This is a genomic window from Thauera sp. AutoDN2, from assembly GCF_051280715.1.
Classification (GTDB): domain Bacteria; phylum Pseudomonadota; class Gammaproteobacteria; order Burkholderiales; family Rhodocyclaceae; genus Thauera.
Map to the genome: position 1 here is coordinate 89,349 of NZ_JBNCAR010000008.1, position 16,878 is coordinate 106,226.

Annotated in this window: 14 protein-coding genes; 6 read left to right on the forward strand and 8 right to left on the reverse strand. The window is 65.6% G+C overall.

What is annotated here, in order from left to right; genetic code table 11:
- Window positions 1-52: 52 nt before the first annotated feature.
- The 5 genes from ACPT9U_RS07080 to gyrA form a co-directional block, all read right to left on the reverse strand.
- On the reverse strand, window positions 53-940 hold the full coding sequence (locus ACPT9U_RS07080; RefSeq protein ID WP_418363023.1) for a prephenate dehydrogenase: 888 nt from the start codon (window positions 938-940) through the stop codon (window positions 53-55).
- Between the two features lie 11 nt (window positions 941-951).
- Window positions 952-2,049, reverse strand: a complete 1,098-nt coding sequence (hisC, locus tag ACPT9U_RS07085) for a histidinol-phosphate transaminase (protein WP_418363024.1) — start codon at window positions 2,047-2,049, stop codon at window positions 952-954.
- Between the two features lie 99 nt (window positions 2,050-2,148).
- Window positions 2,149-3,216, reverse strand: a complete 1,068-nt coding sequence (gene pheA, locus ACPT9U_RS07090; RefSeq protein WP_435750356.1) for a prephenate dehydratase — start codon at window positions 3,214-3,216, stop codon at window positions 2,149-2,151.
- 79 nt (window positions 3,217-3,295) lie between these two features.
- Window positions 3,296-4,393: a 3-phosphoserine/phosphohydroxythreonine transaminase gene (gene serC / locus ACPT9U_RS07095; RefSeq protein WP_418363026.1), complete on the reverse strand. Its 1,098-nt coding sequence runs from the start codon at window positions 4,391-4,393 to the stop codon at window positions 3,296-3,298.
- Entirely contained in the window at window positions 4,393-7,053 is a 2,661-nt protein-coding gene (gyrA, locus tag ACPT9U_RS07100) for a DNA gyrase subunit A (protein ID WP_418363027.1), read from the reverse strand. The genes serC and gyrA overlap by 1 nt, the downstream gene beginning before the upstream one ends.
- 214 nt (window positions 7,054-7,267) lie before the next feature.
- Between gyrA and grpE the strand changes: the two genes are divergently transcribed.
- The 3 genes from grpE (at window position 7,268) to dnaJ (ending at window position 11,145) form a co-directional block, all read left to right on the forward strand.
- Window positions 7,268-7,867, forward strand: a complete 600-nt coding sequence (grpE, locus tag ACPT9U_RS07105; protein ID WP_418363028.1) for a nucleotide exchange factor GrpE — start codon at window positions 7,268-7,270, stop codon at window positions 7,865-7,867.
- 125 nt (window positions 7,868-7,992) lie between these two features.
- Window positions 7,993-9,921 (forward strand): molecular chaperone DnaK, encoded by a 1,929-nt coding sequence (gene dnaK, locus ACPT9U_RS07110; RefSeq protein WP_435750357.1) that lies wholly within the window; start codon window positions 7,993-7,995, stop codon window positions 9,919-9,921.
- A gap of 96 nt (window positions 9,922-10,017) precedes the next feature.
- Entirely contained in the window at window positions 10,018-11,145 is a 1,128-nt protein-coding gene (gene dnaJ / locus ACPT9U_RS07115) for a molecular chaperone DnaJ (protein ID WP_418363030.1), read from the forward strand.
- Between the two features lie 123 nt (window positions 11,146-11,268).
- Here the strand turns inward: dnaJ and ACPT9U_RS07120 are convergent, their stop codons facing one another.
- Window positions 11,269-11,694, reverse strand: coding sequence for a ribonucleotide reductase subunit alpha (locus ACPT9U_RS07120; protein WP_418363031.1), 426 nt, complete (start codon window positions 11,692-11,694; stop codon window positions 11,269-11,271).
- A 70-nt stretch (window positions 11,695-11,764) separates the two neighbouring features.
- Window positions 11,765-13,150 carry a cysteine--tRNA ligase gene (cysS, locus tag ACPT9U_RS07125; protein WP_418363032.1) on the reverse strand — a complete coding sequence of 462 codons (1,386 nt, stop codon included), beginning with the start codon at window positions 13,148-13,150 and terminating at the stop codon, window positions 11,765-11,767.
- Window positions 13,151-13,385: 235 nt separating this feature from the next.
- Between cysS and ACPT9U_RS07130 the strand changes: the two genes are divergently transcribed.
- The 3 genes from ACPT9U_RS07130 (at window position 13,386) to ACPT9U_RS07140 (ending at window position 15,367) form a co-directional block, all read left to right on the forward strand.
- The gene (locus tag ACPT9U_RS07130) at window positions 13,386-13,973 is read left to right on the forward strand and encodes a peptidylprolyl isomerase (protein ID WP_418363033.1); all 588 of its coding nucleotides are present in this window, start codon (window positions 13,386-13,388) and stop codon (window positions 13,971-13,973) included.
- A gap of 72 nt (window positions 13,974-14,045) precedes the next feature.
- Complete coding sequence (locus tag ACPT9U_RS07135) at window positions 14,046-14,540, forward strand: peptidylprolyl isomerase (protein ID WP_418363034.1); 495 nt, start codon at window positions 14,046-14,048, stop codon at window positions 14,538-14,540.
- A 62-nt stretch (window positions 14,541-14,602) separates the two neighbouring features.
- Entirely contained in the window at window positions 14,603-15,367 is a 765-nt protein-coding gene (locus ACPT9U_RS07140; protein ID WP_435750358.1) for a UDP-2,3-diacylglucosamine diphosphatase, read from the forward strand.
- Here ACPT9U_RS07140 and ACPT9U_RS07145 read toward each other — a convergent pair.
- Window positions 15,322-16,860, reverse strand: a complete 1,539-nt coding sequence (locus ACPT9U_RS07145) for a sulfatase-like hydrolase/transferase (protein WP_435750359.1) — start codon at window positions 16,858-16,860, stop codon at window positions 15,322-15,324. The genes ACPT9U_RS07140 and ACPT9U_RS07145 overlap by 46 nt on opposite strands.
- Window positions 16,861-16,878: the final 18 nt, after the last annotated feature.

Here is a 16,878-nt window from a genome sequence, read left to right on the forward strand (position 1 = left end):
CTTTACCTCAACAAGAAATCCTGCGTGCCTGCAATTCGGAGCACTCACACCCTCATTCGGCGTTGCGCACCGGTAGACCTTCGGCCCAGGCATTGCGAGCCGTGCGTGCCCGCTCGAATACCGCCTCCAGCGCGTCGCCATCGGACTCGACCAGCATCATGCGCAGGCGCCCAAGCTCGGCCAGGTAGGCATCGAGTTCCCCCAGCAGTGCAACACGGTTGGCGATGCAGATGTCCCGCCACATCTCCGGATGACTGCCGGCTATACGGGTGAAATCGCGAAAACCGCTGGCCGCATGCGAGAACAGCAGCGGCGCGTTGCTACGCCCCGCGAGATCATCGACCAGCCCGAAGGCCAGCAGGTGTGGCAGATGGCTGACCGCGGCAAAAACGCGATCGTGCTCCTGCGGCGTCATGCCGACGACCATCGCGCCACACGCCTCCCAGGCCGCGCGGACCTTCTCCACCGCGGCGGGCCGGCTCTCGGGCAGCGGCGTCAGCACGACCTTGCGCCCCATGTAGAGTTCTGCAAAGGCCGCTTCGACACCGCTCTTTTCCGCCCCTGCGATCGGGTGTGCCGGCACCACGTCGGGCAAGGCATCGCCCAGATGGCGCTCGATTGCAGCGACGACGTCACGCTTGGTGCTGCCGGCGTCAGTGACGATGGTGCCGGGTTGCAGATGCGGTGCCATCGCCGCCATCACACCATCCATCTGGCCGACCGGCGCAGCCAGCAGCACGATGTCCGCACCATCGAGCGCGCTCGCCCAGTCGTCGGCGATTTCGTCGATCACGCCCAGCGCCCGCGCACGCTCCAGAGGCTCACGCCGTCGACCGATGCCGACGATGCGCTCGACCGCCTGCGCCCGCCTCAATGCAAGCGCAAAAGATCCGCCAATGAGGCCGACGCCGCAGACGACGAGCTTGCCGATCAGAGCCATTCCGCCTCCGGTCAGGCGAGCGCCTGCTTGAGCGCCGCGATGAAGCGGGCGTTCTCTTCAGCCAGGCCGACCGAAACACGCAGCCACTGCGGCATGCCATAGGCGGCGATCGGCCGCACGATCACGCCCTGACGCAGCAACGCCTGATTGACGCCCACCGCGTCGCCGACCTTGAAGGTGACGAAGTTGCCCGCCGAGGGGATCCACTCGAGCCCCAACTCGCCGAACGCCGCGGTGAGTTGCGTCATGCCGCGGCGATTGACCTCGGCCGTGCGGGCGATGAACTCCTCATCGCCAAGCGCCGCCTCGGCCGCCGCCAGGCCCACCGACGACACGTTGAAAGGCTGGCGCACCCGGTTCATCAGATCGGCCACCGCGGGATGCGTCACGCCATAACCGACACGCAGGCCCGCCAGCCCGTATGCCTTGGAGAAGGTGCGCGACACGAGCAGATTGGGGAAGCGCGCCAGCCAGGCGATCGAGTCGTAGCGCTGTTCGGGCGCAAGATATTCGGTGTAGGCCTCATCCAGCACGACGAGCACGTGACGCGGGACGCCCTCGAGGAAGGCCTCGAGTTCAGCGCCGCCGAGGAAGGTGCCGGTGGGGTTGTTCGGGTTGGCGACGAAGACCACCCGGGTCTCGGGGCGGATCGCTGCGGCCATGGCGTCGAGGTCATGACCGAAATTCTTCGCCGCCACCTCGATGCCGCGCGCACCGCGCGCATTCGTGGCAAGCGGATACACGGCGAAGGCATGACGCGAATAGACCGCCGACAGCCCCGGCGCGAGAAAGGCCTGCGAAACGAGCTCGAGAATGTCGTTCGAACCGTTGCCGACCACCAGTTGCTCGGGCTGCACACCGAGCGTGCGGCACAGCGCATTCTTGAGTGCGAAGGCGCCCCCGTCCGGGTAGCGTGCCACATCGGATACGGCGGCAATCGCGGCTTCGCGCGCCCTCGGGCTCATGCCGAGCGGGTTCTCGTTGGAGGCGAGCTTGACGATGTCCGACTCGGCGATGCCCATCTCACGGGCAAGCTCCGAGATCGGCTTGCCGGGTTGATAGGCCATGATTGCACGGACATAGTCGGGGGCAAGGCTGGCAACGCTCATTGTCTTCTCCTGCTGAGGTTCGCGCGCTGGTCGCGAACCGGGTGGTGTCCGGATCCGGGTCGACTGCAGCGCCGGGGACGACGACGCCCCCGGGCAGGTTCAGATCGCCGCGACCGGGTAGGAACCGATGACCTTCACGAACGCGGCGCGTTCACCGAGTTCACTCAGTGCTGCAGCGACCGCAGGATCCTCGCGGTGGCCGTTGATGTCGGCGTAGAACACGTACTCCCACAGCCCGGAGCGCGCCGGGCGCGACTGCAGCTTGGTCATGTCCACTCCGTGACGTGCCATCGGCTCGAGCAAGCCGTGAATGGCCCCGGGGCGATTGGGCGACGAGAACACCAGCGATGTCCGGTCATGACCCGAAGGCCCTGCATCGTGATCTGCGATGACCAGGAAACGCGTGGTGTTGTTGGGGTCATCCTCGATATTGGGCGCGAGAATGTTGAGCCCATACAGCTGTGCCGCCGCTTCGCCGGCGATGGCGCAGGACTCGGAGTCCTCGGCGGCCATGCGCGCCGCCTCGGCGTTGCTCGCAACAGGAATGCGCGGGAGGTGCGGCAGGTTGCGGTTGAGCCACTCATGGCACTGCGCCAGCGACTGCGCGTGCGAATAGATGCGCCGCGCGGCGCCGATGCCGTCCGCGCGCGACATCAGCTGCTGGTGGATGCGCAGGCGCACCTCGCCGCAGACCTTGAGCGGATTGGCAAGCAGCAGGTCGAGCGTGCCACCGACGGCGCCCTCGGTGGAATTCTCCACCGGCACCACCCCGTAGTCGGCATTGCCGGCCTCGACCGCGCGGAAGACATCATCAATCGCCGCCATCGGCATGAAGTTGGGTGCGGAGCCGAAATGCTTGCGGCTCGCGCTCTCCGAGAACGTGCCGGCGGGGCCAAGGTAGGCCACGCGCAGCGGCTGCTCGAGCCCGAGGCACGCCGACATCACCTCGCGGAAGATGGTCTTCACCGCATCCGCGGACAGCGGACCGGGGTTGAGCTCGGCCAGGCGGCGCAACACCTGGGCCTCGCGCTCGGGGCGGTAGTACATCACCCCGCGCTTGATCTCGCCCACGCGCTGCGCGCAGCGCGCGCGCTCGGCGAGGCGGGCGAGGATCTCCTCGTCGATGCGGTCGATCTCGTTGCGCAGTTTCAGCAGTTCGTCGCTCATGCTCGGCCCGTGGCCCCTCCGGCTTGCATCCTGTTTTCGTTCCGTATTTCCGTGCGGCCCTGCCTGTGCCCACCCGACTTCAACCGCGGCGGGCGGCGAAATCGTGCATGAAGCGCACCAGGGCCTGCACGCCCTCGAGCGGCATCGCGTTGTAGATCGACGCGCGCATGCCGCCGACCGACTTGTGTCCCTTCAGCTGCACCAGCCCGGCGGCCTTCGATTCGGCGAGGAAGGCTTCGTTGAGCGCCTCGTCCTTCAGGAAGAAGGGCACGTTCATGCGCGAGCGGCAGGCCGGGTCGATGCGATTCTCGTAGAAATCGCTGGCGTCGAGGAAGTCGTACAGCAGCCTTGCCTTGGCGACGTTCTGTGCCTCGATCGCAGCCACCCCGCCCTGGCGCTTGAGCCACTGGAAGACAAGGCCGGCGATGTAGATACCGTAGGTGGGTGGAGTGTTGTACATCGAGCCGTTGTCCGCCACGGTCTTGAAGTCGAAGGCGGTGGGACAGTGCGGCATCGCCCGCCCGAGCAGGTCCTCGCGCACGATCACGATGGTCAGCCCCGCGGGGCCGATGTTCTTCTGCGCCCCACCGAAGATTAGGCCGTACTTCGACACGTCGATCACGCGCGACAGGATGTGCGAGGACATGTCCGCCACCACCGGCACCTCGCCGCGGCCGACCTGTGCGAGGTCGGGCTCGAAGGGATACTCGAGGCCACCGATGGTCTCGTTGGTGCAAGTGAACACGTAGGCGGGATCGGCGGAAAGCTTCCACTCCGCTATCGCGGGCACGGTCGTGAAGCCACCCGCCTCAGACGACGCGGCGATGTTCACCTCTGCGTACTTGCGCGCCTCCTTCTGCGACTTCTGCGACCACGCGCCGGTGACCACGTAATCGGCCACGCGCTTGTCGCCCATCAGGTTCATCGGGATGATCGCGTTCTCCGCGATCGCCCCGCCCTGCATGAAGAGGACACGGTAGTTGGCCGGCACCGCAAGCAGCTCGCGCAGGTCGGCCTCCGCCTGCGCAGCAATGGCGGTGAACTCCTTGCCGCGATGGCTCATCTCCATCACGCCCATGCCGGCGCCATGCCAGTCCAGCATCTCTGCGGCGGCCTGACGCAACACTTCTTCAGGCAGCGCCGCAGGGCCGGCGCTGAAGTTCCACACGCGGCTCATCAGGCCTCTCCTTCGTCTCCGGCCGCCGGGGATCCACCCTCGCCCGACGCGGGGTTCGAACCCGCGTCACCTGCAGCCTCGTCATCCTCTTCGGCGCCGTCACCGTTGACACGCATGCTCTCGTCGGACTCCGACTCGGCCACCTTCTCCACGCTCGCGAGGTACGTGCCGTCGTCGAGGTTGATCAGCGTCACGCCCTGGGTCGAGCGCCCCATCTCACGGATGCTCTCCACGCCTGTGCGAATCAGCACTCCACCGGTGGAGATCAGCATGATCTCGTCGCTTGGCTCGACCAGCACCGCAGCGACCAGCTTGCCATTGCGATCACTGGTCTGGATCGCGATCATGCCCTTGGTGCCACGGCCGTGGCGGGTATACTCGGCGACCGGCGTGCGCTTGCCGAAACCGTTCTCGGTCGCGGTCAGCACCGACTGCGACTCATCCTTGGCCACCAGCATGGCGATCACGGCCTGGCCGTCCTCGAGCATCATGCCGCGTACGCCGCGTGCCTCGCGTCCCATCGGGCGCACGTCGGTCTCTGCGAAGCGCACGGCCTTGCCGGCGTCGGAGAAGAGCATCACGTCGCACTGGCCGTCGGTGATGGCCACGCCAATCAGGTGGTCGCCGTCATCCAGGTTGACCGCGATGATTCCGGCCTTGCGCGGGTTGGAGAACGCGGTCAGTGCGGTTTTCTTGACCGTACCTTCCGAAGTCGCCATGAACACGAAGTGCTCTTCGTCGAACTCCTTGATCGGCAGCACCGCGGTGATCTTCTCACCTTCGAGCAGCGGGAAGAGGTTCACGATGGGCTTGCCACGCGAGTTGCGCGTGCCCTCGGGCACCTCGTATACCTTGAGCCAGTAGCAACGGCCGCGGCTGGAGAAGCAAAGCACGGTGTCGTGCGTGTTGGCGACGAAGAGGTGGTCGATGAAGTCCTCGTCCTTCATCGAGGTGGCCTGCTTGCCGCGGCCGCCACGGCGCTGGGCGCGGTAGTCGGCGAGCGGCTGGCGCTTGAAGTACCCGGTGTGCGACAGGGTGACGACCATGTCTTCCGGCGTGATCAGATCCTCGATGTTGATCTCGGCGGTGTTCATCACCAGCTCGGAGCGGCGAGGATCGCCAAACTGGTTGCGCACCGCGGTGAGCTCCTCGACGATGATCGCGGTGATGCGCTCAGGGCGGGCGAGGATATCGAGCAGGTCGGTGATGACGTCCATGACCTCGCGGTATTCGCCGACGATCTTGTCCTGCTCGAGGCCGGTGAGGCGCTGCAGGCGCAGCTCGAGGATGGCCTGGGCCTGGGTCTCGGACAGGCGATAGCCCTGTGCCTGCAGCCCGTATTGCGGATCGAGCCCTTCCGGGCGGTAGCTGTCGGCGAGCGCGCGCGACAGCATCTCTTCGACCAGCGCCGAGCGCCACTCGCGCGCCATCAGCCCGCGCTTGGCGTCCGCGGGCGTGGGTGCGGCCTTGATGAGAGCGATGATCTCGTCGACGTTGGACAGCGCCACCGCAAGGCCTTCGAGGACGTGACCCCGGTCGCGCGCCTTCTTCAGCTCGAAGATGGTGCGGCGGGTGACGACCTCGCGCCGGTGCTCGAGGAAGCACACCAGCATCTGCTTGAGGTTCAGCAGGCGCGGCTTGCCGTCCACCAGCGCCACCATGTTCATGCCGAAGCTGTCCTGCAGCTGGGTGTGCTTGAAGAGCTTATTGAGCACCACCTCGGGCATCTCGCCGCGCTTCAACTCGATGACGAGGCGCATGCCCGACTTGTCGGACTCGTCGCGGATCTCGCTGATGCCCTCGATCTTCTTCTCGTTGACCAGCTCGGCCATGCGCTCCTGCAGGGTGCGCTTGTTCACCTGGTAAGGCAGCTCGTCGACGATGATCGCCTGGCGATCGGTTTTGCCGATCGGCTCGAAGTGGGTACGGGCGCGCATGATCACGCGCCCACGGCCAGTGCGGTAGCCCTCGCGCACGCCATGCAGGCCATAGATCAGACCGGCGGTCGGAAAGTCCGGCGCCTGGATGATGTCGATCAGCGCCTCGATGTCTGTGTCGGGCTCGGCGAGCAGCTTCAGGCAGGCCTCGACCACCTCGCCCAGGTTGTGCGGCGGAATGTTGGTCGCCATGCCCACCGCGATTCCGCTCGAACCATTGATGAGCAGATTGGGGATGCGGGTGGGCAGAACCAGCGGCTCCCTCTCGGAACCATCGTAGTTCGGGCCGAAGTCGACCGTTTCCTTTTCGATGTCGGCCAGCAGCTCGTGACCGATGCGCGCCATGCGGATTTCGGTGTAACGCATCGCCGCCGCGTTGTCGCCATCGACGGAGCCGAAGTTGCCCTGACCATCGACCAGCATGTAGCGCAGCGAAAAGTCCTGCGCCATGCGCACGATGGTGTCGTACACCGCGGTGTCGCCGTGCGGGTGGTACTTACCGATGACGTCGCCGACGATACGCGCAGACTTCTTGTACGCGCGATTCCAGTCGTTGGACAACTCGTGCATTGCGAACAGCACGCGCCGATGCACCGGCTTGAGGCCATCGCGCGCATCGGGCAGCGCACGCCCCACGATCACGCTCATCGCGTAATCGAGATAGGAGTGGCGCATCTCCTCTTCGAGGCTGATCGGCAGGGTTTCCTTGGCGAACTGGGTCATGCTTGCAGGCGGACGAGCCGCGAAAACCAAAACACGTGATCTTACCACGCACGGAGGGCATCAGCCGCCCTGCCCTGGCGCGGCAGAAGCGCCCTCCGGATGGCACACGGCAGCCCAAAGCTTCGGCCACCGATTTCTTGCTGGCAGCTCTTGAAATCCAGCGCGTCATCCCCAGCTACCGGACTGTTTCGGATCAACAGGGAGCACGACCGACATGCAGGACCCCAATCAGGCCAGCCCGAACACGACCGAGCACGAGCTCGCCCAGACCCAGGACACCCATGCCCAGTCAGGAGTGGAAGCTGGCCATGCCACACAGGACGCTTCCCCGGAACGCGGCATCGACAGCATGCCCGGCATCGAGGAAGCGCTGCGCCAAGCTGAACTGAAGGCTGCGGAGCACCACGACGCCTGGCTGCGCGCCAAGGCCGAGACCGAGAACGTGCGCCGCCGCGCGCAGGAGGACATCGTCAAGGCGGGCAAGTTCGCAGCCGAGAAGTTCGCCACCGCGATGCTGCCGGTCAAGGATAGCCTGGAGGCTGCGCTCGCCACGGAGAACCAGACCGTCGAAACCCTGCGTGAAGGCGTCGAGCTCACCCTGAAGCAACTGGTCGCGGCATTCGAGAGCGCCAGCCTTGCCGAGGAGAACCCCCTCGGCCAGAGGTTCGACCCGAACAAGCACCAGGCAATCAGCATGGTCGAGGCCGACGCCGAGGCCAACACGGTGGTGACTGTGCTGCAGAAGGGCTATCTACTCAGCGAGCGCGTGATCCGTCCCGCCATGGTGATGGTCTCGAAGGGCAAGAGCCAGTAGGCCTCGTCAGGTTTTTCGTGCGGCGCGCTTGAAAGCCGGGCAAGCCGCCCCATATTCGAAGCAGACTGGCGCACCCACCGCTGCGCGCCCCAGATACAGACTGAACAGACTAAAGAGGAACACTCATGGGCAAGATCATCGGCATCGACCTCGGCACCACCAACAGCTGCGTCTCCGTGATGGAAGGCGGCAAGCCGAAGGTCATCGAGAACTCCGAAGGCGCACGCACCACGCCTTCCATCGTCGCCTACGCAGAAGACGGCGAGATCCTGGTGGGCGCGCCGGCCAAGCGCCAGGCAGTCACCAACGCCAAGAACACCCTGTTCGCGATCAAGCGCCTCATCGGCCGTCGCTTCGAGGAGAAGGAAGTGCAGAAGGACATCGCGATGATGCCCTTCACGATCTCCAAGGCCGACAACGGCGACGCCTGGGTGGAAGTGCGCGGCAAGAAGATCGCGCCGCCGCAGGTGTCCGCCGAGATCCTGCGCAAGATGAAGAAGACCGCCGAGGACTACCTCGGCGAGGAAGTCACCGAGGCGGTCATCACCGTGCCGGCCTACTTCAACGACAGCCAGCGCCAGGCCACCAAGGACGCCGGCCGCATCGCCGGTCTGGAAGTCAAACGCATCATCAACGAGCCCACCGCCGCCGCGCTCGCCTTCGGCATGGACAAGAAGCCGGGCGACTCCAAGATCGCAGTGTATGACCTCGGCGGCGGCACCTTCGACATCTCGATCATCGAGATCGCCGATCTCGACGGCGAGCACCAGTTCGAAGTGCTGGCCACCAACGGCGACACCTTCCTGGGTGGCGAGGACTTCGACCAGCGCATCATCGACTACATCGTCACCGAGTTCAAAAAGGAACAGGGCGTCGATCTCAAGAACGACGTGCTCGCGCTGCAGCGCCTGAAGGAAGCCGCCGAGAAGGCCAAGATCGAGCTGTCCTCGGGCCAGCAGACCGAGATCAACCTGCCGTACATCACCGCCGACGCCTCGGGCCCCAAGCACCTCGCGATCAAGATCACCCGCGCCAAGTTCGAGTCGCTGGTGGAAGAGCTGATCGAGCGCTCGATCGAGCCCTGCCGCATCGCGCTGAAGGACGCCGGCCTCAAGGTGTCCGACATCGACGACGTGATCCTCGTCGGTGGCCAGACCCGCATGCCCAAGGTCATCGACAAGGTGAAGGAATTCTTCGGCAAGGAGCCGCGCCGTGACGTGAACCCGGACGAAGCCGTGGCAGTGGGCGCCTCCATCCAGGGCGGCGTGCTGCAGGGCGAAGTCAAGGATGTGCTGCTGCTAGACGTGACCCCGCTGTCGCTCGGCATCGAAACCCTGGGCGGCGTGATGACCAAGCTGATCCAGAAGAACACCACGATTCCGACCAAGGCCTCGCAGGTGTTCTCGACCGCCGACGACAACCAGTCGGCCGTGACCATCCACGTGCTGCAGGGCGAGCGCGAGATGGCCTCGGGCAACAAGAGCCTGGGCCAGTTCAACCTGTCGGACATCCCGCCGGCGCCGCGCGGCATGCCGCAGATCGAGGTCACCTTCGACATCGACGCCAACGGCATCCTGCACGTGTCGGCAAAGGACAAGGCCACCGGCAAGGAGAACAAGATCAAGATCCAGGCCAACTCCGGCCTGTCGGACGACGAGGTCGAGCGCATGGTACGCGACGCCGAAGCGCACGCCGAGGAAGACAAGAAGGCGCACGAGTTGGTCGACGCTCGCAACCAGTGCGACGCGCTGGTGCACTCGACCCGCAAGGCGCTGACCGAGTACGGCGACAAGCTCTCCGAGGACGAGAAGTCCAAGATCGAGGCCGCGATGAAGGACGCCGAAGAGGCGATCAAGAGCGGTGACAAGGACAGCATCGAGGCCAAGAGCCAGGCCTTGGCGATGGCCGCGCAGAAGCTCGGCGAGCAGATGTACGCCCAGGCCGAAGGCGGCGCCCAGCCGGGTGCCGGCGCAGGCGGCCAGCAGGCCGGCGGCAAGGCCGACGATGCCGATGTAGTGGATGCCGAATTCACCGAAGTGAAGGACAGGAAGTAATCGTCACTCTGGCGAATCCTTCGCGGCCGAGCCCCGCCGGAGCCCTGCTCCGGTGCCGGCTCGGCCTTTGCTTGAGACCAGACTGAGCGAAGCACCATGTCCAAAAGGGATTACTACGAAGTCCTCGGCGTCAACCGCGACGCGGGCGACGACGAGATCAAGAAGGCCTACCGCAAGCTGGCCATGAAGTACCACCCGGACCGCAATCCGGACAACAAGGAGGCGGAGGAGAAGTTCAAGGAGGCCAAGGAGGCCTACGAGATGCTCTCCGACCCGCAGAAGAAGGCCGCCTACGACCGCTACGGCCACGCCGGCGTGGATCCGTCCATGGGCGCGGGCCCCGGCGCACAGGGCTTCGAGGGTGGGTTTGCCGACGCCTTCGGCGACATCTTCGGCGACCTGTTCGGTGGCGGCGGACGCGGCGGGCGCTCGAACGTCTATCGCGGCGCCGACCTGCGCTACAACCTTGAGATCACGCTCGAAGAAGCCGCGCGCGGCGCCGAGAAGACGATCCGCATCCCCACCGTCGAGGAGTGCGGCACCTGCCACGGCAGCGGCGCCAAGCCCGGCACCCAGCCCAAGCCCTGCCCCACCTGCAACGGCCACGGCCAGGTTCGCGTGCAGCAGGGCTTCTTCTCGATCCAGCAAACCTGTCCGAAGTGCCACGGCAGCGGCAAGATCATCCCTGACCCCTGCCGCGACTGCGGCGGCGCCGGCCGAGTGAAGAAGCAGAAGACGCTAGAGGTGAAGATCCCCGCAGGCATCGACGAAGGCATGCGCCTGCGACACGCCGGGCATGGCGAGCCGGGCGTCAATGGTGGACCACCGGGCGATCTCTACGTCGAGATTCACATCCGCAAGCATGCCGTTTTCGAGCGCGACCATGACGATCTGCACTGCGAGATGCCGATCAGCATCAGCACTGCGGCGCTCGGCGGCGAGATCGAGATCCCCACGCTGGACGGCATGGCACGGCTCAAGATTCCGGCCGAGACGCAGAGCGGCAAAGTATTCCGCCTGCGCGGCAAGGGCATCAAGAACGTGCGTAGCCACGTGCATGGCGACCTGATGTGCCATGTCGTGGTCGAGACCCCGGTGAACCTGACCGAACGCCAGAAGGAGTTGCTGCGGGAGTTCGAAGAGATCTCCAGCGGCAATGCCGACCGCCACAACCCGAAGGCCAAGGGTTGGATGGACAAGGTGCGCGACTTCTTCGGCACCTGAGCGTCGGCACGTAAAACCGCCCCTGTCCACCGGGGCGGATGAAAGCGGCCCGCGATTCACACCGAATCGCGGGCCGCTTTCATTGCGCGTGGCCGGCGGAACGCTCCGGCCGCAGGAAGACGATCAGGCCAGGCCTTCCGCCTGGTCGGGCAGCCAAACCTGTTCACCGTTCGGGCGGTAGGCCAGCAGGTGGGCGACGATGCCACCCTGGATCGACATGAGCATGGTTTCGAGCGCCTTTTGCACCGTGTCGTCGCTCGGCTCGCGCCCCGCCTGGCCGCTCAGGCAGCCGACGAACATCATGTCCCAGCTCTGACCGGTGTGGCGCGACTCCTCGACCAGCTCCTCGAAGCTCTGCAGTTCTTCCGGACGCTTGTCGACATACATCACCGGCACCAGCGCACCACCCTCGCCCTGCTCAAAGCTGGCGCGCTGCTCGGGCGTGGCGTTCTCGGGGAGTTCGGCGCGCGTGAACACCAGCAGCAGGCGCTGCGGCTCGGGTTGCTTGCGGGCGGCGTCGAGCAGGCTCTGGAAGCCGGTGATGATCATGTGCAGGTTCCTTATGCAGTGCGTGTGCGGTGCGGTTTGTGCAGATGCGTTGCGGCGCTGGAACGCCGCCTCAGGCGCGGCGCCAGGTGGTTCCGCCGGGGCCATCCTCGAGGATGACGCCCGCCTCGGTCAGCGCAGCACGGATGCGGTCGGCCTCGGCAAAGTTCTTCGCCTTCTTGGCGGCGGTGCGCTCGGCGATCCTGACCTCGATCACTTCGGCATCCAGCCCGCCCGCGTCCGGCGCCCCCGCCTGAAGGAAAGCCTGCGGCGCGCGGCCGAGCAGGCCGAGCACGCCCGCAAGCGCCTTCAGCTGCACCGCAAGCGCCGGCGAGGCGCCACGGTTGAGCTCGTTGGCAAGCTCGAACAACACGGCCACCGCCTCGGCAGTGTTGAAATCGTCGTCCATCGCAGCGCGGAAGCGCTTGGCGTGCGGCTCGTTCCAGTCGACCACGGCATCACCGTGCGCCGGCACGTTCTTCAAGGCGGTGTACAGGCGGGTGAGCGCGTTGCGGGCGTCTTCCAGGTGGGCGTCGGAATAGTTGAGCGCACTGCGATAGTGCGCCCGCAGGATGAAGAAGCGCACCACCTCGGGGTCGTACTTCTGCAGCACCTCGCGGATGGTGAAGAAGTTGCCGAGCGACTTCGACATCTTCTCGTCGTCGACGCGTACGAAGCCGTTGTGCATCCAGTAATTGACGAAGGCGTGACCATGCGCGCCTTCCGACTGTGCGATTTCGTTCTCATGGTGGGGAAACTGCAGGTCCATGCCGCCACCGTGGATGTCGAAGTGGTCGCCGAGCAGGTCCGAGCTCATCGCCGAGCACTCGATGTGCCAGCCGGGACGCCCCTCGCCCCAGGGCGAAGCCCACTTTACCTCCCCAGGCTCCTCGGTCTTGGCATGCTTCCACAACACGAAATCGAGTGGATCATTCTTGTCCTGCGCCACGTCCACGCGCTCGCCGGCGCGCAGTTCGTCGAGCGACTTGCCCGACAGCTTGCCGTAGCCGTCGAATTTGCGCACCGCGTAGCACACGTCGCGGTTCGCCGCGACGTAGGCGAGGCCCTTCTGCTCCAGGCGCGAGATCAGCGACTGCATCTGCGCAACGTAGTCCGTGGCGCGCGGCTCGTGCTCGGGGCGCAGAACGCCGAGCGCGTCTGCATCCTCATGCATTGCGGCGATGAAGCGGTCGGTGAGCTGGCGGATGCTCTCGCCGTTCTCCTGCGCGCGGCGGATGATCTTGTCGTCGATGTCGGTGATGTTGCGCACGTAAGTGACGTCCAGGCCACTTGCCCGCAGCCAGCGTGCCACCATGTCGAACACCACCATCACCCGCGCATGGCCGAGGTGACAGAAGTCATACACCGTCATGCCGCACACGTACATGCGGACCTTTCCGGGTTCGATGGGCTTGAAGACTTCCTTACTGCGCGAGAGCGTGTTGTAGATCGAGAGCATCGGTCCGGACGACAGAAGAGTACGGTGGTCGGAAGGTCGGGTACCAGCGCGGCGCCCCGCTGCGTGAGGGGCGCGCGATTGTGGGGGTGTGGGCTTGTTGCTAGAATTCCGCCTCGTTCCCGAACGCGGCCCCACCCTGGCAAGCGCGCGAGTATAGCACGCGCGCAAAAGCCTTCTCCTCACGCCGCAAGGGCGCAGCATCCGGTGCATGCGCCCTCCAGCCCCCGGAGGTTCCATGAAGAAATACCTGTTCGCCCTCGCCGCTTCCGCCACCCTGACCATGCCCGCCCTTGCGGCCAACCCGATGGTCGAGATGAAGACCAATCAGGGCGAAATCGTCGTCGAACTCTACGCGGACAAGGCGCCGAAATCCGCCGAGAACTTCGTGCAGTACGTGAAGGACGGCTTCTACGACGGCACCGTCTTCCACCGCGTGATCGACGGCTTCATGATCCAGGGCGGCGGGTTCGACGCACAGATGAACCAGAAGGCCACCCGCGCTCCGATCGAGAACGAGGCGAAGAACGGCCTGCGCAACGAACCCGGCACGCTGGCGATGGCGCGCACCTCCGACCCGCACTCGGCCACCGCGCAGTTCTTCATCAACCTCAAGCCCAACACCTTCCTCGACTACCCGTCCCGAGACGGCTGGGGATATGCCGTGTTTGGCAAGGTCGTCCGCGGCATGGACGTGGTGGAGAAGATCGGCAAACTGGCCACCGGCAACCTCGGCATGCACCAGAACGTGCCACTCGAGCCGGTAGTCGTGGAGAGCGCCCGCCTGCTCGAAACCCCCGCCCCGGCCAGCAAGGCCAGCAAGTAGGCATCGACCTGCCCCGACGCCCGGCACCCTGGGTGCCGGGACGACACGCGAATCACCCCAGGAGAGCATCACATGGCAGTCAAACTGCACACCAACCATGGCGTCATCACCCTCGAACTCGACGCCGAGAAAGCCCCGGCTACCGTGGCCAACTTCCTCGCCTACGTCGAATCCGGCCACTACGACAACACGATCTTCCACCGCGTCATCGACGGCTTCATGATCCAGGGCGGCGGCTTCGAGCCGGGCATGACCCAGAAGCCCACCGGCGAACAGATCAAGAATGAAGCCGACAACGGCCTCAAGAACGAGCGCGGCACGATCGCGATGGCGCGCACACAGGCCCCGCACTCGGCCACGGCACAGTTCTTCATCAACGTCGCCGACAACGAATTCCTCAACTACCGCTCGCCCGACCTGCAAGGCTGGGGTTACTGCGTGTTCGGCCGTGTCACCGAAGGGCTGGACGTGGTGGACGCCATCCGCAAGGTCAAGACCGGCTCGAGCGGCTTCCACCAGGACGTGCCGAAAGAGGACGTGGTCATCGAGCGCGCCGAAGTCGTCTGATCGTGCCCACCCGCGAACGCGCACCCGGTACCCCCGCCCAAAAGGACGGGGGTACCGCAGCAATGCCGGAAGCCGCCCGCGCGGCACTTCCGGCATTGTTCATTTCCGACCTGCACCTGAACGAGGACGAACCGGCCAACGTCTCCGCCTTCCTCTCTTTCCTGCGGGGGCCAGCGCGCGAGGCCGCTAGCCTCTTCATCCTCGGCGACCTGTTCGAATACTGGGCGGGCGACGACGACCTGGAGACCCCTTTCAACGCCCGCATCGCCGCAGCGGTCCGGGCACTCGTCGACCGGGGAACTGCGGTCTTCTTCATGACCGGCAATCGCGATCTCCTCGCAGGCCCGAGGTTCGCCGCCGCGATCGGCGCCACTCTGCTCAACGACCCTGCCCGTGTGCGCTTCGGGACCGGAGCGCAAGCCCCGACGCTGCTGCTCGCCCACGGCGACGCGCTGTGCACGGACGATCTAGCCTACCAGGCCTTCCGCAGGCAGGTGCGCGACCCTGGGTGGCAAGCTGGCTTTCTCGCTCAGCCGCTGGCTGCGCGCAAGACCTTCATCGCCGGTCTGCGGCAGAAGAGCGAGGCGGCGAAGGCTGACAAGTCCTTGGAGATCATGGACGTCAATGCGGACGCCGTCGCGGCCTTGCTGCGCCAACACGGGTTCCCGGTGCTGGTGCACGGCCATACCCACCGCCCCGACACTCACCGCTTCACGCTCGACGGCCATCCCTGCGAGCGGCGGGTGCTCCCCGACTGGCGCGGCGAGGCCTGCTGGCTGCACTACGACGGCAGTTCGTTCACCGCAGCATCGACCGCTGCCGGCTGAGGCGGCGCCGGGAGAGGCTGTTCGGCCAGATGCTCGGGCGGCTCCCACAGCGAGCGGTAGGTGGCACTGTAATCGAGCACTTTCTCGGACATGCTGGCAACGTGGTTGGGTGGCCGTGGCGCCCGCACCGGCCCGATCGCCGAGTAGCCCAGCCCGGCACGCCCGTCTTTCACCTGCAACCCTACCAGATACAGGATGGTCGGCAGCATGTCGAAGTGGGTGACTTCCCGGGTATTCGCCGCAAGCTTGGCATCGTTCGAGATCAGCAGGTTGAACACACGGCGTTCGGGATTGCGCACCAGCTTCTGATAAGAGGAATTGCCCATCGCCAGGTGGTCGCCCTGCACCACGATCGCGACGCGATCAAGCCAGCCACGGGCAATGATGTACTCCACGAACTCGGCCACCAGATCCGCGGTGCACTCAACGACCCCTTCGAAGCCCTCGTGGCCGCGGCGCGCGCATTCCGGCGACAGGTGACCATAGGGGTGATGAGTATCGATGGTCAGCACGGTGAGATTGAAGGGCTGCTTCGACTTCATCAGCAGCCCGAGCTCCGCGCGGGCGCGGCGGAACAACGCATCGTCCCGCAGCCCCCAGCCGCTCATCCCGGCCGGCGGCTCGCCCGCCTCGATCCACTCCTCCCGTCCCATCACGCGGTGGTAGCGATGGTCGTGAAAAAACTTGCCGACCCCCGCGAAGGCTAGGCTAGAGCCATTCAGGAACACGTTGCGGTAGCCCTCTGCGGCAAGGAGATCGCCCAGGCAGCGCGCACGCGGCAGGTAGCGCTCAACCTTCTCGCCCTGAACGTTGCCGCCGAACATCGCGATCGATTTCAGGGGAACGCCGCACTGGGTCGAGACGAGGCTGGCGATCGTGAAGTGCGCTCCCATCAACTCGCGATAGCTGTCGAAGGAGACCACGCCCGGTCGGGACTTCAGCGCGTTCAGTCGGTGCAGCAGGTCGTGGCCGAACAGGGCCGGATCGGAATAGCTCGTCTCCAGGCTTTCGACATAGATCAGCACCAGGCTCTTGGGCTGCTTGCCCACCCGCTGCAGCGTTGCACGGCCAGGATCCACATAGGCTTCGGCGAAGTAATCATCCCCGAAGTAGCCGCGCACATAGCGCGCTACCGAGAAACTGTCCACGAAGAAGGCAACCCCCGCACCCAGCACCATCAGCGGGACGATGCGCGGCACGGTGTGGTGCGCTGCCCACCTCAAGGCCACCGCAAGCGCCCGGCCGGCACGACGCAGCCAGGGCCGCGGCCAGGCATCGGGATGCCCGCGCAGATGACGCAGCCAACCGTCCACGCCCCACAGCAGCACTGCGAGCGCGGCCGGCAAGGCCAACGCCCGCCACAGGAAGCGGCGAATGAGCTCGGGATCGCTGCTCAGCACGCCTTCGGAGCCGAAGCGGAGGTGATACAGGATCTGGTCGATGCTGACGCGACCGAACTCGTCCGTCAGCCATCTCGGCACCGCATAGAGCATACATCCAGCCAGAATGGC